Below are 22543 nucleotides of genomic sequence, written 5' to 3'. Positions count from 1 at the left end.
ACCCTTCCGCCGTCCCCGTCGTTACCCCCGCAATGACCGTTAAACGCGATACCGACCTGCGCCTCCGCACCGAATCCCTGCTCGATGCCCTCACGGCCGGCCTCTACGAACGCGATCACGCCATGGGACTGGCCCTGCTTACCGCGGTGGCCGGAGAGAGCATCTTCCTGCTCGGCCCCCCCGGTGTCGGGAAGAGTTTGATCGCCCGTCGACTCAAGTATGCCTTCCGCGACGGGGTGAGTTTTGAGTACCTCATGTCGAAGTTTTCGACCCCCGACGAGGTATTCGGCCCGATCTCCATCAAGAAACTCCGTGATGAGGACAAGTACGAGCGCCTCACGGACCGCTACCTGCCGGGGGCAAACATCGTCTTCCTCGACGAAATCTGGAAGGCCGGCCCCGCCATCCAGAACGCCCTGCTCACAATCCTCAACGAGAAAATCTACCGCAACGGGGAGGAGGATATGAAGGTCAACATCCGCGGCATCATCACCGCCAGCAACGAACTGCCGCCCCGCAGCGCAAACCTGGCCCCGATCTGGGACCGCTTCCTCGTCCGCCTCGAACTCAGCAAGATCAGCCAGTACCAGAATTTCGTGAAGATGGTGGTCGATACCCAGGACGTCTACGAAGACAACATCCCCACCGCCACCAAGCTTTCGGAAGAGGAACTAGACCGCTGGTCCATTGCCATCGACGCCGTGGAAGTGCCCGCCGAGGTGCTTAACACCCTGCAGCTGCTCCTCTACAAGATCGAGCAGTACAACGCCCGACCCAATCACGCCGCCAGCCAGATCAACATCTATGACCGGCGCTGGAAAAAAGCCGTCCGCCTGCTGCGCACCTCCGCCTACCTCCACGGTCGCAAGCGGGTGGACCTCATGGACTGCTTCCTCCTCGAACACTGCCTCTGGAACGGCCCCGAGCAGCGGGAGGTAATCCGGGAAATGATCGTCGACGCCGTCCGCAAACACGGCTACTCGGTAGCGGTGAACCTGTCGGCCCTGAAGAAAGAAGTGAGGGAGTTCGAAGACGACGTCCGGGAGGAAACACGCATCCGGCACGTCCAGGAGGAGGAACAACTGCTCCCAGTACAGGAAAGCTACTACGAACTGGAGAAGGACTTGAGTCAGTTCCGCGGCGTACTGGTCACCATCGAGCAGTTTCGCGGACTCAGCAACCAGGAATTCAGCAGCGTCAACTTCTACGACGAGGACCGCAATCTCGTCAACCGCATCCGCGGTCGCAAGGGCCCCCGTGAGAACACCATCGAGGTAAATTTCAATGGCACGGATACGATCTTCCGACTAAAGACTCATCTGGTCGAGCGACAGGAGGTGATCCGCAAAAAGCCCCACCGCATCCTCCAGGATTTCTGGGACGAGCGCCACGAGCGCCTCAGCAACTACATCCGGCAACAACTCACCGCCATCGAAGCCCAGGGCCCGGACGAGCTGGACGGCATCCAGGACCACCTCTTCGTCGATGCCGCCTACGCCACCGTCGTATCCGCTAACTTAAGTGAAGTCCGTGAGGCCCTCGCAGGACTCCTCCTACAACTGGAAAAGCTCCAATTCGAATACGGCGGCGTAGAGCGATAAATCAAGGAAAGGACACGCAAAGCAGCACACCACCGGATGGTCATGCTACGGAAGGAGGGTACCTTCCCCCCCCTCAATCCCTCCTACCTTCAATCCCTTCCCCCCTCCTCCCTTCATTCCCTCCCTCATGACCGTCGGCCTCTTCATCCCCTGCTACATCGACCAATTTTACCCCAAGGCGGGCATCGCCACCCTGGAGCTGCTCGAAAAAGTGGGCTGTACCGTTGCTTATCCCCGGGAGCAAACCTGCTGCGGCCAACCCCTGGCCAACAGTGGGATGGAGAAGGAAGCACGCCCGATCTACGAGCACTTTGTGGAAACCTTCCGCGGGTATGATTACATCGTGTGTCCGTCGGGGAGCTGCGTGTACCACGTGAAGCACCACTACGATACGCTGGAGCAAACGGACGAGGTGCGGCAACTGCGCGAGCGCACCTTCGAGCTAGCCGATTTCCTGGTTAACGTGGTGGGAGTCAAACAACTCGATGCGCGTTTTCCGGCGCGGGTAGGCGTTCACAACAGCTGTCACGGCCTACGCGGCCTGCGGTTGGGGGAGAGTTCCGAGCGGGTGGGGGCAGCCTTCAGTTACTACCGCTACCTCCTCGAAATGGTCGATGGCGTCGAACTGGTCCCCCTCGACCGCGTGGACGAATGCTGCGGCTTCGGCGGCACCTTTAGCGTAAACCAACCTGAGTTGTCGACGAAGATGGGACGCGATCGCCTCGCCGATCACCTACGGCACGAGGCTGAAGTCATTACGAGCGGGGATATGTCCTGCCTGATGCACATGGAGGGCCTTATACGGCGGGAGGGCCTACCGGTGAGGGTGATGCATGTGGCGGAGATATTGAATAGCTCATCGCCCCTCGTCGGCCGAGCCTAAGCTCGTCCGCCGAGTAGGGCGAGTATGCCGAAATGGGTGAAATATCAACCTCAGGAAGCAAGTCGGCGGACGAGCCTCGTGCCTCGGTCGGCCGGCGACGCCTCGTTGCCCCTCGTCGGCCGAGCCTAAGCTCGTCCGTCGAGTAGGGCCAGTATGCCAAAATGGGTGGAATATCAATCTCAGGAAGCAAGTCGGCGGACGAGCCTCGTGCCTCAGTCGGTCGACGACGCCTCGCTGCCTCTCGTCGGCCGAGCCTAAGCTCGTCCGCCGAGTAGGGCCAGTATGCCAAAATGGGTGGAATACCAACCTCAGGAAGCAAGTCGGCGGAAGAGCCTCGTGCCTCGGTCGGCCGACGACGCCTCGTTGCCCCTCGTCGGCCGAGCCTAAGCTCATCCGCCGAGTAGGGCCAGTATGCCGAAATGGGTGGAACACCAACCTCAGGAAGCAAGTCGTCGGACGAGCCTCGTGCCTCGGTCGGCCGACGACGGCCGACGACATTACAGCTTCACCACCACCCCCGTATTCACCCGCGTGCTCCTGCCGATGTACTCCCCGCCGAGGACGTACGCACCACCCAACACGACACCGGCCCACTTCACGACCGGAACATACACCGTACCGCCGATCCTGCGCCAACTGCTTCCGGTACCCGCCGTGGCGGTCTGGACGGCCGTGCCGCTTTCCAGGGCAGTGATGAATTCGACCCATCCCTCCACGTAGACGTACTTGGTGCCGTAGCCGGTGCGCAGTAGTACGGGCCAGCTGGAGCGGCTCTCGGGAGCGAACTGGAAGTCGATTCCCGACTGGGCGTGCAGAAAAAATCCGCTGTCGAACTGGTACTGGTAGACCAGGCGGCCCTGGAATACGGTGGCCCGCTGGCCCAGTGCCGCGATTCCGGTGGTTTCGTAATTGCCGACGGGGAAGCTAAGGCCGATAGCGGTAAAGACCCGCTGATTGCCGACCCGTTCCCGCCGATCGAGGTTCATATACTTGATCCAAAGGGAGGCGTCCTGCAGGCTGCCGGGGCGGTCGTTGGTGCGTAGGTAGGGTAGGGTAGCGACCAGGGAGGTTTGTTCGTTCAGGCCCGCCTCGACGAAGAGGCTGTAACTGGTAGTGGTCACTTCCCGATCCTCGATTGTGCCTCCTTCTCCGAAGTACTTCTTGTATTTGTCCACGCTGTAACCGGGAGAAATGGCCACTTCGCCCTTCGGCGTCGGAAATCCGCTGATCGGTCCCTGGGCCGCCAGCCCGGAAGAAGCGAGTAATATCCCGAGAAGGATGGGGAAGCAGCGGTCTAACGTTATTTTCATACCCTTATCCTATCTTTGGCGCCTCAATCGTACCTCCCCTTGAGCGACAGCCTGGTCATTATTCCCACCTACAACGAACGCGAGAACATCGGACGTATGGTGGAAACCGTTTTCGGGTTGTCTCAGCCCTTCCACCTACTCATCGTTGACGACGGATCGCCCGACGGCACCGCCGACATCATCCGGGAGCTGCAGCCAAGGTACCCCGGCAAATTGCATCTGCTCGAGCGAAGCGGAAAATTAGGCCTCGGCACGGCATACCTCGACGGCTTCCGGTGGGGACTGAAACAGGCCGACAACTACCAGTACTTCTTCGAGATGGACGCCGACTTCAGCCACACGCCGGCCGACCTTATTCGCCTACGGGACGCCTGCCACGACGGTCCGGGTGATGTGGCCGTAGGCAGCCGCTACGTGAAGGGCGGAAGCGTGGAGAACTGGCCCATGGACCGCATCATCCTCTCCTACGGGGCCAGCCTCTACACGCGCATGGTCACCTGGATGCCCATCAAGGATCCCACCGCCGGCTTCATGTGCTACTCCCGCCCGGTGCTGGAGGCAATGGATCTCGATAAGATCCGCTTCATCGGCTACGCCTTCCAGATCGAGATGAAGTACACGGCCCGCAAGCTCGGTTACCGCATCGTGGAGGTACCCATCATCTTCACCGATCGCATCGCCGGGAAGAGCAAGATGCACAAGTCCATTATCCGGGAGGCGGTACTGGGGGTACTGAGCCTGAGGTTCCGCTGACTTATTCTTTCGGACGCTTTTTCAGTAAGCACGCCCAGTCTCCTTCGCCGGGCGGCACCAGTCCCACCTGACCGTCACTCGCGCTCACCAGCTCGCCGTGGTCGATCAGCTCACCTCCCTTGCGGGGATCATACCACTGCACGGTAAATTCTCCCTCGGTACCACTCAGGTCCAGGGTCGCCGGTCGGCCGAAGGGCAGGAATACGACGTACACCTCCCCCTCCCGTGCGAAGCAGAACTGAGCTTCGGAAGCCAACAGCTCATTCCGTCCCTCCATCTCCCCGAAGGGCAGGTGCCGCTCGAAAAACTTGCGGGCGTGGGTCGTCCAACGGTAGGCACGGTCCCGGCTGCGCCAGTCTTCGAGGTTCAGGTCGTTGTGGGGGCTGCGGGCGCCGTAGTACCACTCTACTCCCGCGCCGCCGGCCATGAGGTTGCCCCAGAGGGTAAGGGCGCGCAGGCTGTCCTGGTTGTTCGGTGTGGCATTATCGGGGTCGAGGCCGCGCCACCAGGGACCTACCTCGTCGACGGTCATGATCCAGGGGGCTCCCGCGGCGGCGGATAGGTCGAGCCACTTGCGCGTTACTTCGTTGGCGGAGTACGGGTTGCCGAGCTGGAGGGCCAGTCCACCCAACTGTTCGTTCCCCAACAGGGGCTCGTATATCTCGGCAAAGGCGGCCTCCCCCGGATGGGTGTGCAGTACGACGTAGTTGCGGTACGGATCGTGCTCGGCAAACCAGGCGATCACGTCGCTCTGCTGCCGGTTGTCCTGGTAAGTTTCCGACCACTCGTTCGGCCCGTTTTCCTCCCCGAGGTTCCAGGTGACGGCGCGGTGGTGACCGAAGCGGGCGACCATTTCCCGGAAGTAGAGGCGCCGCAGCGGACCGGTATCGCCATTATCGAGTAAAGTCTCGTTCTCGGTTTCGTTCAGAACGAAGTGCAGCATCATCCCCAGGCTGTCGGCGTGGTCGAAGACGATCTCCCATTGGTCGAGCTTGCTGACGTCGAAGCGATCGAAGACTTCATGACTCGTGTATGGCCAAACGTCCCTGCCGTCGCCGCCGATATTAAGCGTGAGGAAGTAGATGCTGTTGACGCCCACCGACGCGAGGTAGTTGAGCCCGCCGATCAGGGCTTTCCCCTTTCCGTCTTTCCAGGCGGGGTCGCGGGTGCCGTAGTCGTCCAAATGAGCGGCGTAGGTATGGAGGCCCTCGGCGGTGCTTTCCCCCTCGCGGAAGTCGTCGCTGTACCGGTAGGTTCCGTCAAAATCGGCGTAGCCGAGCAGGTTTTCCGGACTGTCCACCCCGGTTTTAAGGAAGTAGTCGCCGGATTCGGCCCACCGCAGGTAGCGGGGATGATCGCGGATAAGCCGGCCGTTCTCACCCGGTTCGGCGTTACCGACGAAGAATGCCCCCTCGTAGCTCTTTACGGTTTTCGTAGCTCCTGCGTCCCCGCCCAAGTACGCGTCCGTTCCCCTGATCAATTTTCCGGCGTAGGTCCATTCCCCCTCGAGGTCGGGACGGAAACGTACCTGCCATATGTTGCCATTTTCCGCACCCGTATGGGCTGCCCGGCCGTCGCCAGCGTAAAATCCCGGTACGGTAATGCGGTGCTCCCCGTTGGTGAAGGTGACGTCGAGTCGGTAATGCGTGAAGGGGTTATCGGCCGCCGCCTCGCTGGTTTCCGGACCGGGGAAGGTGAGGGTAATCTTTTCCCACTTCGCCGTATCCGGAAGGGTAGAGGTAAAGGTGGTACGGCAACCGCTGAGTAGGGCCAACAGAAGTAGAAAACAAGTTAGGCGCACGGGAATGGGTTTATTCCGACAAACTTACGGTTTGCCGCTCACCCTGGCGGCCGTGTCCCCGCCTTTCCGAATCGGGCCGGCCGTACCGCTCCATCCACCGGTGCATTTCCCAGAGCATGTGAAGAATGCTCTCCTCGGCTGCGTAGCCGTGATCTTCGTAGGGAAGCAGACAGAGGCGCGCCGTCTTCCCGAGGTTATCGAGTGCCGTAAACATACGTTTCGACTGCACGGGATAGGTGCCGCTGTTGCTGTCGTCTTCTCCGTGAATCAGGAGCAACGGGCTGTCAATCTTGTCCGCATGCACGAAGGGCGACAAACGCACGTAGGTATCGGGAACCTGCCAGAAGGTCCGTTCCTCCGCCTGAAAGCCGAAGGGCGTCAGGGTACGGTTGAAGGCCCCGCTGCGCGCGATGCCTCCGGCGAAGAGGTCGGTGTGGGCCAGTAGGTGGGCGGTCATGAAGGCGCCGTAGCTGTGTCCGCCCACGAAAATGCGGTCGGGATCGGCTATGCCCATATCCACAAGCTTTTGTACGGCGGCTTCGGCGTTCATCCTGACCTGCTCGATGAAGGTTTCGTTGGGTTCCTCGTCGCCCTCGCCGACGATCGGCATGGCAAAGTCGTCAAAAACCGCGTAGCCCACGGCCAGGAATGGCAAGGGGGAAAGCGGACTGATGCGCCGAAACTGGTGCTTGCTGGTGGTCACCTGACCGGCCTTGTCGGCATCTTTGTACTCCTGGGGGTAGGCCCACATCAAAATGGGTAGCGGGGCATCGGTGCCCGCTTGAAAACCTTCCGGGGTATGCAGCTCGCCGCTCAGTTGCACCCCGTCGGCCCGCTCGTAAGTGACCAGTTCGAAGTTGGTGTGCTGAAGCTGGGGGTAGGGGTGGGGAAAGCTGGTCACCCGCATCTCTTCTCCCGTGACGAGGTGGTGGAGGAAGAAGTTGGGCCGCTCGTCCGACTGTTCGCGGGCCAGCAGGAAGTATTCCGGATCCTGATCGAGAAAGAAAAGGGGGCGCTCGAAGTAGGGCGGGGTAGACTCCCAGAGCCGCGTTTTTTCGTGGGTGATCAGGTTGAAGCCATCAACGAAGGGCTGGGGGCCGTCGGGGCTGTGGCCGTTGCCGACCATCACCAGGGTCTGTCCGTCGTCGCGGGTCAACAGCAGGCTGTGGTCGCTCGGAGAGGAGACGGTCACGACGCCGCCGGGGTCGTTGTAGTTGTCCTCCCAGTTGTGGTCGAACAGAATTTCCGGCTCACGGGAGGGATCGTCGGGATACCAACGGCGCGTCACCTGGCGGCGGGTGGCCCACTCCCAGTCGACCACGATGGCCAGATCGCTGCGGCCCCACCGCAGGGCACCAAAACGCATGGGTAGGCGGATGCTCTTCTGGGGCTCGCCGGTGAAGGGTGCTTCCAGGTAGTACAGTTGCTCGCGGTACTCGACGTCCATACGGGGGTCGCCACCATCGATGGCCTCCGTCCAGTACAGCTGTGCGGGGTGATCGCTGCGCCAGTTAAAGCGCCGCGGCTCGGTGATAACGGCACCGAATGCCGGTGGCAGGTGCTCGACCGTGGGTCGGGACGCCAATTCACGGATCGGAAAGCCAGCCTGATCGAGCAGCAGTACCCGGTCGGCAAATTTGTCGTAGGGAACGTTGAAACTAAAGGGCTCGACCACGTAGGTGATCACGAAGTACTTCCCGTTCGGCGAATCTCCCAGCCCGGCGATGATGCCGGGTTCCGCCCACTCCCGCTCCTCTCCGGTATCGAGCCGGTGGAGGTAGAGCTGACCGGTGGCGTAGTAGCGGAACAGGGCGACGTCGTAGTCGTTCTCCAGCAGGTTGGTGTAGGTGCGGTTCGCTCCTTCCTTGCCGGATGAGTCCTGTACGTTCGGGCCGGTGGCCGACTCACTCATTTCCGGTTTCCTGGCTCCCGCGATCCGCCGTTTGATGAGGAAGCGGTCGTTGCCGATGAAATCGTAGGGCGCTCCGCCGAGGCTGTTGTTGATGTCGTTGCCGCCTACCGCGTAGCATTCGAGGGATTCCCGGTCGGCCGTCCAGAGTTGGAGTCCGTGGTCGGTGACCAGGCAGAAGGCGATGCGGTTGCCGTCGGGCGACCAGGTGAAGTAGCGGAAGCTTCCGTTTTCGGGCAGGCCGTTGAAGTAATGGTCCTTGCCGGTTGAGAACTGGTGCAGCCGCGGATTATGGAAGCCGCGCGTTCCGTAGGGCGTGAAGGAATCGGGATTGATCTGCCGTCCGGCCAGTTTTACCTTCGGCTCTCTTAGCTCCTCGATGCTGGGGTACATCGGCCGGTCGGCAATGATGATGTAGTCGGGGTTCGGCCCGAACAGCATGAGGGGATCGGGCTTCAGGTTGACCAGATCGGCAATGGCTTCTGGGGGGCGTTGATACTGCATTAATCTTCCTCCTGGTCGTAGCTGGCGTCCTGGGTATCGATCACCATATTGGTGATGGTGTAATCACTGAATTTTTCGAAGTGGTTGAAGGCCAGGTTGTCGGGCCAGTTGCTGTCGTCCTCGACCCACTCGCTGAGCAAATTTTCGAGGATGGGCATAAAGTTTTTCTCCAGCCAGTCTTCGGCCTCCTCCATTTCGTCGAAGTCGGGCATCAGGTAGACCGTGGTGAGGTCGGAAGTGTCATCGAAATCGATGTCCTCCTCGATGGTGGCGTCCTCCCGGATGGCCCAGCGCAACAGGGCTTCGCTAGGGGTAACAATGAGGGCGTAGCGGTTGATGTCGTATAGTTCCATGGGCGAGTCTTAATGTGTGAGGTAAACGTAAGGTACCCTGGCATAAGTTTAGTCCGATCCCCCCCGGCATGGGGTGGTCGGCCGGATTCTTTGTCCCGGTGCCCGTATTTATTTCTTGCAGGCAGGGTTGACGCCAAGGACGTAATTGCGTACGACCTCGATCCGGGGGGCCGATTCCGCGCCCGCAAACCCGCTGATGTCTTCGTCCCTCAGCTCGGTAGCGGCATAATCGGTCAGCTGGGTGGCCAGGGGCAGGTAGCTCCAGTGCCAGCGTTCCTCCTCGTAGCCACTGGGCCGGTCGGTACCCTTCACGGTGTAGGGCTGGCAAAATCCGTAGTCCGCGCCGTGTGCGGTGAGCCAGGCGTAGATCCGCTGTCCCTCCCCGTCGTCGAAATACCCGTTGTTGAGGGCGTTAAGGTCCATGTCCGTCCCCCAGTGGTGCCGACTGGTGCCGGGCATGCTGGAGTAGCGCAGGATGGCGCGTGCGCGGTCGGCGGGGTCGGGATAAGCTTCGTCGGCGCGTTCTTTTCCCTCCAGCAGGCGCTGGCCGTTCCATTTTGCCTCCCAAATCTGCTTCTGGCGGGCGAAGTTTCGCGTAGCCGATACGATGATCAGCTTGACGCCATCATTGAGTGCCGCAGCGTGCATTTTTTCGAAGGCGGCGTAAGTATCCTTCTGCAGCACGTACGGATCGCCGTCGGTGTACTTCCCCGCGACCTTCACAAAATCGGGGTGCTCGGTCGGGTCGAATTTACCCGTCAGGTAGGTATAGCTGGGTATAGCGGGAATGCTGTCGTTTTCAGCCGCGGCAGCGGAAACAGGGGTGGGCGGGGGCGCAGGAGCAGCGGTGGCTTCGACGGGGCCTTCCGCCGGACTCGTGCAACTCAGTAGCAAGGAGGTAAGTAAGAAAAGGGTAAATCTCATTGGAGCAAAGGTAAGACAGTGCAAGGTCTGCCAGGTCAAGTGGCCACCCCGGTTCGTGGCATCCTGCCGCGGTCGCGATCACAATACCTCAACCTTACATCTGCGCGTAATCTGCGGTTAGCCTCCCCCGTTGCACAGCAACCTTTACCGTCTCGGACCAGAGGCTGCCCGACCTGGCCTATCCCCATCCGTGCGTAAATCCGTGAGAATCAGTGGCCATCCGTGGTGAAACGTCTTGAACCAAAAGCCGCTCGACCTTACTTTGCCACAATGGCCGACAGCTTCATCAAAAAATACACCTCGAAGCCCGTATACACGATGTACAGCCAGAAGAACGGCACGATGAAGAGCTTATTCGGGGGAGCACCCAGCAGCACGTAGGTAACCACGAGCATGCCGCAGAGCAGCATCTTCACCATGGTGGCTCCCATAAAAACATTGCTGAACAGGTGTTTATTCTCCGCTCCTGCGCTCCGCCGCCCCAGGAAAAAAAGGCCGACGCAAATGAGGACGAACAGCAACATGGTACCGACCGAAAAGGGGAGGGCGTAGTCGATCGACAACAGGAGATGGGCGGTGGCCAGTCCGAGTGCGGCCAATCCGGAAACGGCGGCCAGCAGAACCAGGAAGCGGGAGGTTTGCATGGGGCGAAAGTACGGTATCTTCCTACCTTCGCGCCATGCCCGAGCCCCTGCAACTGAGTAACGAATTCAACTACGCCCTGGAGCGAATGGAAGCGGGTGCCAATCTGTTCGTCACCGGCCGGGCCGGAACGGGCAAATCGACGTTGCTGCAGATCTTCAAGCGCAGCACGCGCAAAAATGTGGTGGTGCTGGCACCGACCGGGGTAGCCGCGCTGAACGTGGGCGGACAAACCATCCACTCCTTCTTCAATTTTCCGCCGCGGCTGCTGCAGTCCCGCGACATCCGCCCGAACCGCCGCAACCGGCGCCTCTTCATGAACCTGGAGACGCTGGTGATCGACGAGGTCAGTATGGTGCGGGCCGACGTAATGGAAGCCATCGACTACGGACTAAAGCTAAACCGCGAAAACGGAGAACCCTTCGGTGGGGTGCAGCTGATCCTGTTTGGCGACCTATTCCAGCTGCCGCCGGTGGTAAGCAGCGAGGCCGAGCGGGAGTTCTTTAGTTTGCGCTACGCCAGTCCGTACTTCTTCAGTGCCGACGCGATGGACCACATCGACCTGGAGACGATCGAGCTCAACAAGGTATACCGTCAGGACAGCCGCCACTTCCTCCGCCTGCTCGAAAGCATTCGCAACGCCACCGTAGATCGCGATGAACTGGAAGACCTGAACGGGCGCTACCTCCCCGATTTTCAGCCGGAGCCGGGCGACAATTACCTCACCCTGGCCGCCCGCAACGCTACGGTCACGAAAATCAACGCCAACGCCCTCGCGGAATTGAATAGTCCGGAGCACCTGTATACGGCCGAAGTGAAGGGAAATTTCCCGGAAAAGCTGTTTCCTGTCCCCCAGTTGCTGCGCCTCAAAGCCGGTGCTCAAGTGATGACCTTGCGCAACGACCCCGACCGCCGCTTCGTCAACGGCAGCATCGGTACGGTACTGGAGTGCAAGGCCAAATCCGTCAAGATCGAAATTGTCGAGAACGGCAAGCCGAGCGAGGTGGAAGTGGAGTACGACGAGTGGGATATCATCCGCTACACCGCCGACGCCACCGACGTGCGCAAGATCGGGACCGAAACCCTGGGTACCTACCGCCAGCTTCCGGTGCGCCTGGCCTGGGCCGTGACCATCCACAAATCGCAGGGGAAGACCTTCGATAAGATCATTGTCGACCTGGGGCGTTCGGGGGCCTTCGAGCACGGGCAGACGTACGTGGCGCTCAGTAGGTGCCGCACCCTTGAGGGCATCGTGCTCCGTCATCCGCTGGGGTTAAGGGATGTGATGGTGGATCCGGAGGTGGTGCAGTTTTATGAGGCTAGTCGGTGAGGGGGGGGTGGGTTTTTTCACCGCGGATTACGCAGAGGGCGCAGATTTTTTCGCAGATTTTGGTGGAGCATAAGGTCGGGCGACCTCTGGTCCGAGACTCTTTTTTCAACGCAGATTTAGGCAGATTGTCTTCGCGGATTTTCGCAGATTTTGGTCGAGCATAAGGTCAATGCGTTGCAGTAGACTTACGCCATCAACCGCTCATAAATATTATAATTCTCAGCATCGAAGCACACGAAAGAAACTTCTTCGATCGAATTTACGGGAAAGGCCCGGACCGTCCGTACTGCGATCTCCGCCGCCCGCTCCTTGGGGAAGTGATATACGCCGGTGCTGATGTTGGGAAAGGCAATGGAAGTAGCGCCGACTTCTTCGGCCAACTGCAGGCTGTTGCGGTAGCAGCTTTCCAGTAGGGCATCCTCTCCGTTGGTGCCGCCGTTCCAGACCGGCCCTACGGTATGGATAACGTACTTCGCCGGTAGCTTTCCGGCGGTAGTGATGACGGCCTCTCCGGTAGGGCAGCCACCCTGCTCGGCGCCGATCTTTTTACAGGCTTCGAGGATGGCCGGACCGCCCGCCCGGTGAATGGCTCCGTCGACGCCCCCGCCGCCGAGGAGGGAAGAGTTAGCGGCGTTGACGATGATGTCGACGGTAAGGGTGGTGATGTCGGCGCGGAGAAGGGTGAGGTGTGCCATCTATTATTTTGTGTTTTCCGTCGGTGTGCATGCCTGATTGGCTTGCTTACGATCTACGATATGGACCGCAAGCGAATATTCACCTCGTCCACACTGAATTTTTCCGGCTCAAAGTCGTCACCCAGCCACGCGCGCAGTGCTTCCTTGTCTTCCGTTTCGGGGCCGGCCATAATTTGCAGCATATTGTAGTAGCCGCCGATGCCACCGCTGTCTTCGGGTGGGCAAGCGCGTTTGCCGGCGGTACAAGTGACCTGGTCTACCGGGTCGGGGAGAACCTTTTCCAGTAGGATCTCGTGGTGCCAACTGTCCCCGAAGTCGTACTCGTAGGAGATCTTGTGTTTCGGCTTCTGCATTAGGATGTTCAGGTACAGGCCATTGTAGTTGTCGCTATATTCCGTATCCTCCGGGGAGTAAGTGGATTGGGTGGTCTGGAAAGAGTGGAGATGGGCATCATCCCACCCCATGGCCGCCTGAATGACCCGGTGGAGATCGGCCAGGGAGATCGCTGCCGGAACAATGAGTCTGCGCCAGATGGGCGGTCGGATTCCCTGAAGCGTCACCTTGATTTGGTAGCTGCCTTCGGGTACGTCCAGGTCGAAATCGTCCATTCCGGAACTGCGCATGGCTTGCTTGGTCACGAAATCCGCGAAGCTGGGCCAGTGTTCGCTGACAAGCTGGGATGCCCGGGGCGCTGCCGGGTTGAGGGGCGGCGGCTCCCACGTATTCGGCATAACGTGATTCCCCATGACCTGATCGTGTAAGTGATACTCGAAGTAGGTTTCCAGCAATTCCTCAATCACTTCTCCATCGAGGTCCAACTTGATCAAGCGTTCCAGTCGCGCCAGAGCTTCTACGTAGCGTCCGGCGGAACAGTCTATCCTGATCGAGATCTGTTCGTAGAGGGAATAGTCGTAGATGCTGATGCCCGATTGCCAGTTCGGGAAGGCCCGACGGACATCCGGCGGGTTGCCCCAGGACTCGGTTATGCTGGCTATCGTATCGCCTGATCGAGCGGCTTCAACGAGCACATAGATAATCAATATACTTTCCGGGAATTCCGTCCGGAGTTCCTTGGCCAGCGTCACTGCACCCGCAATGTCCCCAACGGCCAGTCGTACGGTAAGCTCGGTTTCCGCGTGGGACAGGCTACCGGGATTCTCGCGCCGAAGGCGTACGACCTCAGCAATTAGGGTATCGATATCGGCAGCGGACGCCGACGCGCTTTCCAAAATAATACTCATATCGACGGGTAAGTCGGCCCGAGGTTCGTAGTGGAATCGAATGCCCACCTCTTCCTCGACAAGTTTTGACTGGTTAAAGGAGTCTTCCGGGGTACCTACTTGCTTATCCCAGTCAGCTTCCAGAAAAGCCCTCGAATCACGGTCACTGGTCGTTAGCCTGACTTCCTCGATCAGTTCGCGGAAGATCTGAATGTATAAGTCTTCATGACTGGTCGCCTTCCCGCTTGCCCCTTCCAGCCAGATGTCGTCCACTCCGGTGATTTCGCGATCTACGATCACATCCCACAGCGTCAGTAACAGCAAATCGTACTCCGCATCCCAGGAGGAGGGTGGTTCCAGATGGGGATCCTGTTGGAGGTCAGTAAAGTAGGTGGCGTACGCCTCACACGCCTGTACAAGCAGCGCGTCCGTCCACTTTTTATGTTCGCCGGCACGACTCCGTACGGCCTCAACCAGATCGTCCAGCAGGTAGGGAGCGGAATGTTCCATAGCAGATCAGTTTAGGGCGGGTACGCGGGAGCGGTGATTAAACTGAAAGCAAAATAGGTAATACGGTACTATCTATAGGGCCGAATTACCCACACCGCGAGGGCGTTCAAAAATTTGCGCGTGGAGCGTAACCGACTCCCCGACCAACGCCCGCCCCTAATCTACCAACGCCTGAACCCGTTGACCCACCCGAATTGTTACCTATCCATAAGTTCGCCCCAATGATTCCCCTACTCATTCTTTCCATTTTGCTGATCGTAGCCCTGGTGTACATGTACAATCAGTGGAGCCGCAACCGCATGCCTTCCAAAAAACGCCGCAATCAGGTCCTGCGCGAAATGAAGGAAGACATGGATGGGTGGAGCTCAAACCTCGTAAAGATGAGTAAGGAGGAGCTCGATCTGTTTAGTCTCACCCAGGATAAGCAGGTGCTCAAAACCGGTACCGGCACCACGGCCAAGGGCACCTTCACGACCATCTTCCACGAACCGGTCGTGAGCTACAGCTACCGCCGCTACCTCGGCAAGCAAGTCAATGAACTACTGTACGCCCGTACGGCCGATCACGACTACGTCTACTGGACCGAGAAAGGAAAAACCACCCTCGAAATCGACGACCAGCCCGTAGGCATCATTAAGGACCAGGTCCTGCTCGGTGAACGTACCGGAAAAGAATTGGCCCGCATCGCTACCACCAGCCAGGACAACTATCTCCCGGTCAGCGTTGGCAACCGCGAAGTGGGAGCCCTGACCAAACTGCCCGGCAAAGCCGACGACCCCCTCAGCCAGCGTGCCTTCGAGTTCATCCCCGACGACCTCAACGAAAAAGAGGAACAACTGCTGATGAGCATGGCGGTAAAGGAGCTGGTGGGTAGATCGATACCGGGGTGAGTAAAAAAGGGCCGCTGCCTTGCGGCAACGACCCTCCTAGAATCTAAAAATCAGCTCAGATTCACTTCTACATATTGGCGATGATCTCATCACCGAATTCGCTGCACTTGAGTAGAGTAGCGCCGTCCATCTGCCGCTCAAAGTCGTAGGTGACGCGCTTCTTGCTGATGGCACCCTCAATTCCCTTGATGATGAGGTCGGCGGCTTCGGGCCAGCCCATGTAGCGGAACATCATCTCACCGGAGAGGATGACCGAGCTGGGGTTGACCTTGTCCTGGCCGGCATACTTCGGCGCGGTACCGTGGGTCGCTTCGAAGATCGAAATTCCCGTAGTGTAGTTGATGTTTGCACCGGGTGCGATCCCGATACCACCGACCTGGGCGGCCAGGGCGTCGGAGATGTAATCGCCGTTCAGGTTCAAGGTGGCGATGATGCCGTATTCCTTGGGGCGCAGGATGATCTGCTGGAGCATGGCGTCGGCAATGACGTCCTTGATCGTGATCTTCTTGCCGTCGTCGGTGGTGATGGTGTGCCAGGGGCCGCCGTCGAGGGGGGTAGCGCCGAAGTCGTTGGCCGCGGTTTCGTAGCCCCAGTCGCGGAAGCTGCCCTCGGTGTACTTCATGATGTTGCCCTTGTGGACGAGGGTCACGCTATCCTTGCCGTTGTCGATGGCGTACTGGATGGCCGCCTTGACGAGTCGACGGGTACCCTCCTGGCTCACGGGCTTGATGCCAATGCCGGTGGTGTCGGGGAAGCGCACCTTGGCGTGCTTGTCGGGGTAATTTTCCTTGAGCCAGTTGAGGAACTTCTTGTTCTCGTCGGTTCCTTCCGCAAATTCAATGCCGGCGTAGATGTCTTCGGTGTTTTCCCGGAAGATGATCATGTCCACATCCTGGGGGTTCTTGACCGGGCTGGGTACGCCGGTGAAGTACTGCACGGGACGCACGCAGGCGTATAGGTCAAGTTTCTGCCGCAGGGCCACGTTGAGGGAGCGGATGCCGCCGCCGACGGGCGTGGTGAGGGGGCCTTTGATGGAGACGAGGTATTCCTCGATGCCGTCCAGGGTGGCCTGGGGCAGCCATTCGCCGGTCTGGTCCATGGCCTTCTGGCCGGCCAGTACTTCCTTCCAGACGATGGAGCGCTCTCCGTTGTAGGCTTTTTCTACGGCGGCTTCGAGTACGCGGCTGGCGGCGGCCCAGATATCGGGTCCGATGCCGTCGCCCTCGATGAAGGGGATGATGGGGTCGTTGGGTACGTTGAGTTTGCCGTTGGCAATGGTGATCTTAGATCCGCTCATAGAGGTGCTTGATTTTTACATGATGTCGGCCCGAATATGGGCAGACGGGCAAAAATAGCGAATATTCGTAAGCCGAAGGAGAAGTGGGCGGGCGCGCGGGAGCAAAGCACAAACTAAGGAGACAAGTCAACACAATCCGTGTACCTTGTTCGTTACCCCTGTAAACAGCCAACGCACCGCATGTCCATTTTCCGAGTCGCCGCCTGGTTGGTCACTATCGGCCTGATCCTGACCCTGATTGTGGTGGGCAAAAGCTACCTGGTGCCCATCTTCGTCGCCCTCGTTTTGTGGTACCTGGTCAATGCGCTCAACGACCAGTTTCGCCACCTGCCGTTCGTGGGTACCCGGCTACCGAATTCCGTCACCCTGCTGATGTCGTTGATCTTCATTGGCCTGACGCTGTACGCGATTTCCGATATGATCGTCAACACCGTGAACGGCTTTGTACAGGAAAGCGACATCTACCTGCCGAGGATCGAAGCCCAGATCGCGCGGATGTACGAGCAATTCCACATCGACCGACCCCCGCCGAGTATTGTGGACCTGAAACTGGGACAGCAGCTACTGGGCAATTTCGCCCTGGTGTTTGCCGGGGTCACGAGTGCGGCGAAGGGGGTAGCCCTTGTGTTGCTGTACGTTCTTTTTTTCCTGGTGGAGCAGGGAAGCTTTCCCCGGAAGATGCGGGCGCTGGGCCTCGACATGGAGGGCAGTACTCGCTTCACCTACGTCCTCGCGGAGATCAATACCGCCATGCGTACCTATCTGGGCGTCAAGACCCTCACCAGTATTGCCACCGCGCTGCTGAGCTTTGTGGTGTTTCGCATCATTGGACTGGACTATGCGCTGTTCTGGGCCTTTCTGATCTTCCTGTTCAACTTTGTTCCTACCATCGGATCCATCACCGCTACGGCCCTTCCCGCGCTGCTGGCCCTCGTGCAGTTCGACAGCCTTACTCCGTTTCTGGTAGTGGTTCTCGGGGTAACGGTCATCCAAATCTTGGTGGGAAACATCATCGAGCCCCGGTTGATGGGCAGCACCCTCAATATCAGTCCCTTAGTGGTTGTCTTGTCCCTTATCCTCTGGTCGATGCTGTGGGGTATCGTGGGGATGCTGCTTAGCGTTCCCATTACGGTGGCCATCATCATCGTTTGTGCCCAGTTTCCGGAAACTCGTCCGATTGCCATACTGCTCAGTCGAAACGGTGACGTCAATACGCGCAAACTGAAACGGAGAGGACGCAAGCATCAGGACACCGGAGAGATACTGGCGAAGTAGGCTTCAGGTACGTCTTGCACCGCAGATTACGCAGATTTATTCGCGGATAGTAGGTCGCGGTCGTCGGCCGGCCGAGGCACGAGGCTCGTCCGACGACTAAGAAATTCTAATCCAACTCCTTCTGTAGGGCGATGTCGGATAGTGCGGAGGATTTCATGCCGCTGACTAGGCCTTTCCAGTAGGCATTGAAGAAGCTTTTGGTGGAGGGATGCTCGTGGTACATTTGGCCCTGGCGGAAATCTTCTCCGGGCAGGTTGGAATCCTTCATGACTACGCCGGAGAGCAGGTTTTTGATCCAGGCGCCACTGCCGACGATTTTCAGGTCAAGGTTATGGTAGAGGAGGGTCATTTGGCCGGTGAGCACCTCGTCCTGTAGGCGGCCGTGGTAGCTGAGACTGTCGATTACGCCGGTTTCGACGACGGCATTCGCGGCGACTTCCATGAGGGGATTGATCCGGCTTAGGTCGTAGCTGCCCATTTGTCCGCGCACGGCGTAGTTGCGTCCACTGCTGTCGCGGGAGAGGGCAAATTCGGCGTGAAGCGGAGTAGTTTGTTCGAAGGTGGCATCCAGGCTGACGAGTAGGGAGTCGGTGGTGCTGATTTCCGTGTCCAGACCTGAAAAGCGCACGGTTCCCGAATTGAAGTGGATCGTTTTAGGCTGTAGAACGGAATCCACGACTCCGTAGGCAATATCGGTGGAAGATAGCTGGGCCCGGTTGAGAACGATTCGCGGACCGATCGAGCGTAGCGCCTCGATCGGCATCAACTTCTCCTTACTTGGCAGCTCTAAGGATACATCCTCGACCACGCGCAGGCGAAAATCGCGTGCGGAAAGCGAATCTACCTGAATAAGTTTTCCGGCTACCAGCGCTCCGTGATCGATACCCTCTGCATGAATTCCATCAAAACTGAAGGACAGCCACGATTTACTTATTTTCTGAGAGAATACCTCGCCCGGTGATAGTCGGTTGATGCGATTGAGGCTATCGAGAGAGAGCGTTCCGGCCCGACTGTTATAGGCCAGGTTCGAATAGTGGTAGTCGATGGGTTCTCGGTCGCCGATCATTCTTACTTCGGAGGCCCGGAGCGTACTTTTCCCGAGGTTTTTCGCGGAAAATGGAGTAGAAACACCGCGCTGATCGACATAGATTCCGCGTGCTACCAGGTCCTCCTTTCCGCTGGCGGTGCGGCGGGTTACCGTGGCGTTGGAAATTCTGGTTCTTTCTACACGCAGGCCGTCGTTGCGCACTAGGTCGTTGAACTCAACGGTAGGAATATCTAGCTGGTAGTTAGCCCCACTTTGCTGCCTCACGTTCAACCTGGAATCGGTAAGTACCGCGACCGGGATGGTGAGTGGTTCGCCGGCTAGTAGTGCGTTCCGGTCCAGGCCGGTGATCCGGAGGGAGGCTATGCTACCGTTCACTTTACTGCCGTCGAGCTCCAGTTGATTCGCGGTGACGGTTGCAGAATCGCTACGGTAGGCCAGAGCCGTAAGGTTGATGGATTGACCGTCGGTAGTGAGCTTGAAGTCGGGAATGTCGATGGAGGTTAGTCCCGGCAACCCATTCTTGAGTGGAAATGTTAGCGGGCCCTGCTCGATGCGGGCGCCAGTTGTCTCGATGGCTAGATCGGTGCCCCGATGGTAAGTGACGGTTTGTCCGGAAAGCCGGGCGGATTGCAGGCTAAAGCTATCCTGGTACTGCAGTTCGTCAGCAGTGAGCTCTCCCGCAAAGCGAATCGTTCCGAATGCGCCGGATACGTTCAGGTCGACATCGGGAAGCGACAACTTACCGAGGCGGATGGGGGTGGATTCACCAGAGTCGCTTGCTTCCTGCCGTTTTCCCTGCACCCGCGCGCCGCCGCCCAGCGTGGCAATTGAAAGGCTGTCGATGGATAGCGTGCCGTCAAGGTCCTGGCCGTTCAGGCCGGTGAGCCTCACCTTGCCCGCGCGGACGTCGGTACTGTCGCTGCGTTGGTAGCGCACTTCGGATACCAGTATGGCCTCGGCGTTCGTGTCGTACCCGATATCGGTAGCCAGGACGGACATGCTGTCCTGGTAGTTTCGGTACAGGGAGGAGTCGGCGGACAGGCTAAGGTTGCTGATCTGGGTGGGGCGAAAGGGCAACTGGAAGGTTTGCATGGCAAGATCCAGATTGGCGACGGTCAAGTGGCGGCTTCCGGCCCGGTCGTCAATTTCCAAGAACACGCTGTCGAGATTTACGTCCCCGACTTCCAGTGCGAAATTGCTCTTTCTGCCCTGGCGATCGCGCAGGCCCGTGCGAACGAGCTTTACGTCAAATCCTTGCAGGGTGATGCGGTTGACGGCAATGGGGTCGTCGCCGAACAGGCTCCACAGGTTCAGGCCGCTGACCGTGCCCTGGCTAAGCCGTCCGGTGGTTTGTAGTGCATCGAGCGTTTGGTCGAAGGTTAGCCCCCGTACCGAAGCCTCGATGGGGAAGAATCCGAAACTGTAGTCGGCTAGCGCGAGGGAGTTTTCCCCCTCATTTGCGGCTTCAATGGCTTCTTCGATACGATAGCCTACGTACCAGCGTGCGCCGAAGTAAAGGAGGACCGGCAGCAAAAGCAGCAGGTACCACCAGCGAAAAGGAATGCTACGGTCGGCCATGGGAATGGCGTGGGGTGGGGGTAATGTTCATCATTTCTAAAAGTCTGAAACGCGGGTATTGTTTGTTTGCTGGGGGGATGGGGGAAACGGGGCACGTAAAACAAATTGTTTGATAATATTCTCGGTTTTTCGTATGTTTGTCCGGTAAGAACAGCAGCGTTAAATGGCAGAAGCGACCTATACTGAAGACAACATCCGCTCCCTCGACTGGAAGGAGCACATCCGCATGCGGCCCGGTATGTACATCGGTAAGCTGGGCGATGGTTCCAGTCCGGACGATGGAATTTATATTCTACTGAAGGAAGTGATTGACAACTCCATCGACGAGTACGTCATGGGGCACGGCAAGCAGATCGAAGTGATTATTGAAGACGGCACGGTAAAGGTGCGGGACTTCGGCCGGGGCATTCCACTCGGGAAAGTGGTCGACGTGGTTTCCAAGATCAACACCGGGGGCAAGTACGACAGCAAGGCCTTTAAGAAGGCCGTCGGCCTCAACGGGGTGGGACTGAAGGCCACCAACGCCCTTTCGGAGGATTTCCGGGTGTACGCGGTACGCGAGGGGAAACTCGTACAGGCCGATTTTTCGGAAGGCAATCTGGTGAAGGAACATAAGGCAACCAAGACCGGCGAGCAGAACGGCACCTTTGTCAGCTTCGTGCCGGACGGCAACATCTTCAAGAAGTATCGTTTCCGAACCGACTTCGTCGAGAACCAGCTCTGGAACTACGCCTACCTCAACGCCGGACTGAAGATCAACTTCAACGGTAAGACGCTGGTTTCGAAGAACGGGCTGCGCGACTTGCTGGAGCGTAAGACCAACGTCGAGCAACTCCGCTATGACGTCATTCACCTGAAGGGCGACGACATCGAGTTGGCCATAACCCACGGCAATGCGTACGGGGAAACCTACTTCAGTTTCGTCAACGGCCAGCACACCACCCAGGGGGGGACTCACCTGATCGCGTTTCGGCAGGCGCTGGTGGAAACCGTCCAGAAACACTACAATAAAAATTACGACCGCAAGGATATACTCGCCAGCGTGATTGCGGCCATCGCTATCAAGGTGGAGGAACCTGTATTCGAATCGCAGACCAAGACCAAGCTCGGCAGTACCGATATGGGCCCCAAGGGGCCGACCGTCCAGACCTTCCTGAAGAATTTTCTGATGGAGCACCTGGATAATTTTCTGCATAAGAACCCGACCATCGCCCAGTCGCTGGAAAAGCGCATCAAGCAGTCGGAGCGGGAGCGCAAGGAGATTGCCGGCATCAAAAAGCTGGCCAATCAGCGCGCCAAGAAGGCCAACCTGCACAACAAAAAACTGCGCGATTGCCGGGCTCACTTTAGTGACGGTAAGACGAAAGATGAGGAAACCCGCCTGGGCACGACCATTTTCATTACCGAGGGAGACTCCGCTAGTGGGTCGATCACGGTGGCGCGGGATGTGCAGACGCAGGCGGTCTTTTCGCTGCGCGGTAAGCCGCTGAATTGCTACGGGCTCACGAAAAAGGTCGTTTACGAGAACGAAGAATTCAACCTGCTCCAGCATGCGCTCAACATCGAAGACGACATCGACGAGATCCGCTACAACCGGGTCGTGATCGCAACCGATGCGGACGTCGACGGGATGCACATCCGTCTGTTGCTCCTGACCTTTTTTCTGCAATTCTTTCCGGATATGGTCGAGAAGGGCCACCTCTACATTCTGGAAACGCCGCTGTTCCGGGTGCGCGACAAGCAGAAAACCTACTACTGCTACAGCGAGGAGGAAAAGCAGGAGGCCATCGAAAAGCTTCGCGGCAAGGCGGAGATCACCCGATTTAAGGGTCTCGGGGAGATTAGTCCGAATGAATTCAAGGACTTCATTGGTGACGACATCCGCCTGGAGCCCGTCGTCATGGCCGACAACACCAACATCGAGGATCTACTCAGCTACTACATGGGGAAGAATACGCCGACGCGGCAGAACTTCATCATCGACAACTTGCGGGTGGAGAGTTAGCGCGTTTACCCAGGC

General features: G+C 58.6%; 17 protein-coding genes. 7 read left to right on the top strand and 10 right to left on the bottom strand.

Features of this window, described 5'->3' with window-relative positions:
- Positions 1 to 32 precede the first annotated feature (32 nt).
- Together GGR28_RS06660 and GGR28_RS06655 are read left to right on the top strand one after the other, a co-directional pair.
- The gene (locus GGR28_RS06660; protein ID WP_183494961.1) at positions 33 to 1601 is read left to right on the top strand and encodes an AAA family ATPase; all 1569 of its coding nucleotides are present in this window, start codon (positions 33 to 35) and stop codon (positions 1599 to 1601) included.
- Between the two features lie 127 nt (positions 1602 to 1728).
- A complete protein-coding gene (locus GGR28_RS06655; protein WP_183494960.1) occupies positions 1729 to 2484 on the top strand; it encodes a (Fe-S)-binding protein in 756 nt (251 codons plus the stop codon).
- Between the two features lie 497 nt (positions 2485 to 2981).
- Here the strand turns inward: GGR28_RS06655 and GGR28_RS06650 are convergent, their stop codons facing one another.
- On the bottom strand, positions 2982 to 3794 hold the full coding sequence (locus GGR28_RS06650) for a transporter (protein ID WP_183494959.1): 813 nt from the start codon (positions 3792 to 3794) through the stop codon (positions 2982 to 2984).
- A gap of 39 nt (positions 3795 to 3833) precedes the next feature.
- Between GGR28_RS06650 and GGR28_RS06645 the strand changes: the two genes are divergently transcribed.
- Complete coding sequence (locus GGR28_RS06645) at positions 3834 to 4547, top strand: polyprenol monophosphomannose synthase (RefSeq protein WP_183494958.1); 714 nt, start codon at positions 3834 to 3836, stop codon at positions 4545 to 4547.
- Position 4548: 1 nt separating this feature from the next.
- On the opposite strand, the gene GGR28_RS06640 is transcribed toward GGR28_RS06645, so the two are convergent.
- The 5 genes from GGR28_RS06640 to GGR28_RS06620 form a co-directional block, all read right to left on the bottom strand.
- Positions 4549 to 6348: a DUF5060 domain-containing protein gene (locus GGR28_RS06640; protein WP_183494957.1), complete on the bottom strand. Its 1800-nt coding sequence runs from the start codon at positions 6346 to 6348 to the stop codon at positions 4549 to 4551.
- 10 nt (positions 6349 to 6358) lie between these two features.
- Positions 6359 to 8761, bottom strand: a complete 2403-nt coding sequence (locus tag GGR28_RS06635; RefSeq protein WP_183494956.1) for an alpha/beta hydrolase family protein — start codon at positions 8759 to 8761, stop codon at positions 6359 to 6361.
- Complete coding sequence (locus GGR28_RS06630) at positions 8761 to 9114, bottom strand: hypothetical protein (protein WP_183494955.1); 354 nt, start codon at positions 9112 to 9114, stop codon at positions 8761 to 8763. The genes GGR28_RS06635 and GGR28_RS06630 overlap by 1 nt, the downstream gene beginning before the upstream one ends.
- A 108-nt stretch (positions 9115 to 9222) precedes the next feature.
- Positions 9223 to 10038 carry a M15 family metallopeptidase gene (locus GGR28_RS06625; protein WP_183494954.1) on the bottom strand — a complete coding sequence of 272 codons (816 nt, stop codon included), beginning with the start codon at positions 10036 to 10038 and terminating at the stop codon, positions 9223 to 9225.
- A gap of 257 nt (positions 10039 to 10295) precedes the next feature.
- Positions 10296 to 10682, bottom strand: a complete 387-nt coding sequence (locus GGR28_RS06620; protein WP_183494953.1) for a hypothetical protein — start codon at positions 10680 to 10682, stop codon at positions 10296 to 10298.
- Positions 10683 to 10717: 35 nt separating this feature from the next.
- On the opposite strand from GGR28_RS06620, the gene GGR28_RS06615 reads away from it, so the two are divergent.
- Complete coding sequence (locus GGR28_RS06615) at positions 10718 to 12010, top strand: ATP-dependent DNA helicase (RefSeq protein WP_183494952.1); 1293 nt, start codon at positions 10718 to 10720, stop codon at positions 12008 to 12010.
- A gap of 185 nt (positions 12011 to 12195) precedes the next feature.
- Here the strand turns inward: GGR28_RS06615 and GGR28_RS06610 are convergent, their stop codons facing one another.
- Both GGR28_RS06610 and GGR28_RS06605 read right to left on the bottom strand, forming a co-directional pair.
- Positions 12196 to 12705, bottom strand: a complete 510-nt coding sequence (locus GGR28_RS06610; RefSeq protein WP_183494951.1) for an O-acetyl-ADP-ribose deacetylase — start codon at positions 12703 to 12705, stop codon at positions 12196 to 12198.
- 53 nt (positions 12706 to 12758) lie between these two features.
- On the bottom strand, positions 12759 to 14435 hold the full coding sequence (locus GGR28_RS06605; protein ID WP_183494950.1) for a plasmid pRiA4b ORF-3 family protein: 1677 nt from the start codon (positions 14433 to 14435) through the stop codon (positions 12759 to 12761).
- A 221-nt stretch (positions 14436 to 14656) separates the two neighbouring features.
- Here GGR28_RS06605 and GGR28_RS06600 point away from each other — a divergent pair, with 221 nt between their 5' ends.
- On the top strand, positions 14657 to 15325 hold the full coding sequence (locus tag GGR28_RS06600) for a hypothetical protein (protein WP_183494949.1): 669 nt from the start codon (positions 14657 to 14659) through the stop codon (positions 15323 to 15325).
- Between the two features lie 67 nt (positions 15326 to 15392).
- Here GGR28_RS06600 and icd read toward each other — a convergent pair whose 3' ends face one another.
- Positions 15393 to 16622, bottom strand: a complete 1230-nt coding sequence (icd, locus tag GGR28_RS06595; RefSeq protein WP_183494948.1) for an NADP-dependent isocitrate dehydrogenase — start codon at positions 16620 to 16622, stop codon at positions 15393 to 15395.
- A 180-nt stretch (positions 16623 to 16802) separates the two neighbouring features.
- On the opposite strand from icd, the gene GGR28_RS06590 reads away from it, so the two are divergent.
- On the top strand, positions 16803 to 17897 hold the full coding sequence (locus tag GGR28_RS06590; protein ID WP_183494947.1) for an AI-2E family transporter: 1095 nt from the start codon (positions 16803 to 16805) through the stop codon (positions 17895 to 17897).
- Positions 17898 to 18003: 106 nt separating this feature from the next.
- On the opposite strand, the gene GGR28_RS06585 is transcribed toward GGR28_RS06590, so the two are convergent.
- Complete coding sequence (locus GGR28_RS06585) at positions 18004 to 20523, bottom strand: AsmA family protein (protein WP_183494946.1); 2520 nt, start codon at positions 20521 to 20523, stop codon at positions 18004 to 18006.
- Positions 20524 to 20686: 163 nt separating this feature from the next.
- Here GGR28_RS06585 and GGR28_RS06580 point away from each other — a divergent pair, with 163 nt between their 5' ends.
- The gene (locus GGR28_RS06580; protein WP_183494945.1) at positions 20687 to 22528 is read left to right on the top strand and encodes a DNA topoisomerase IV subunit B; all 1842 of its coding nucleotides are present in this window, start codon (positions 20687 to 20689) and stop codon (positions 22526 to 22528) included.
- Positions 22529 to 22543 lie beyond the last annotated feature (15 nt).

The sequence above is a fragment of the Neolewinella aquimaris genome (assembly GCF_014197245.1).
Lineage (GTDB): Bacteria > Bacteroidota > Bacteroidia > Chitinophagales > Saprospiraceae > Neolewinella > Neolewinella aquimaris.
The sequence above is the reverse complement of the archived record's forward strand: the minus strand, read 5'-3'. Positions and strand labels throughout refer to the sequence as shown.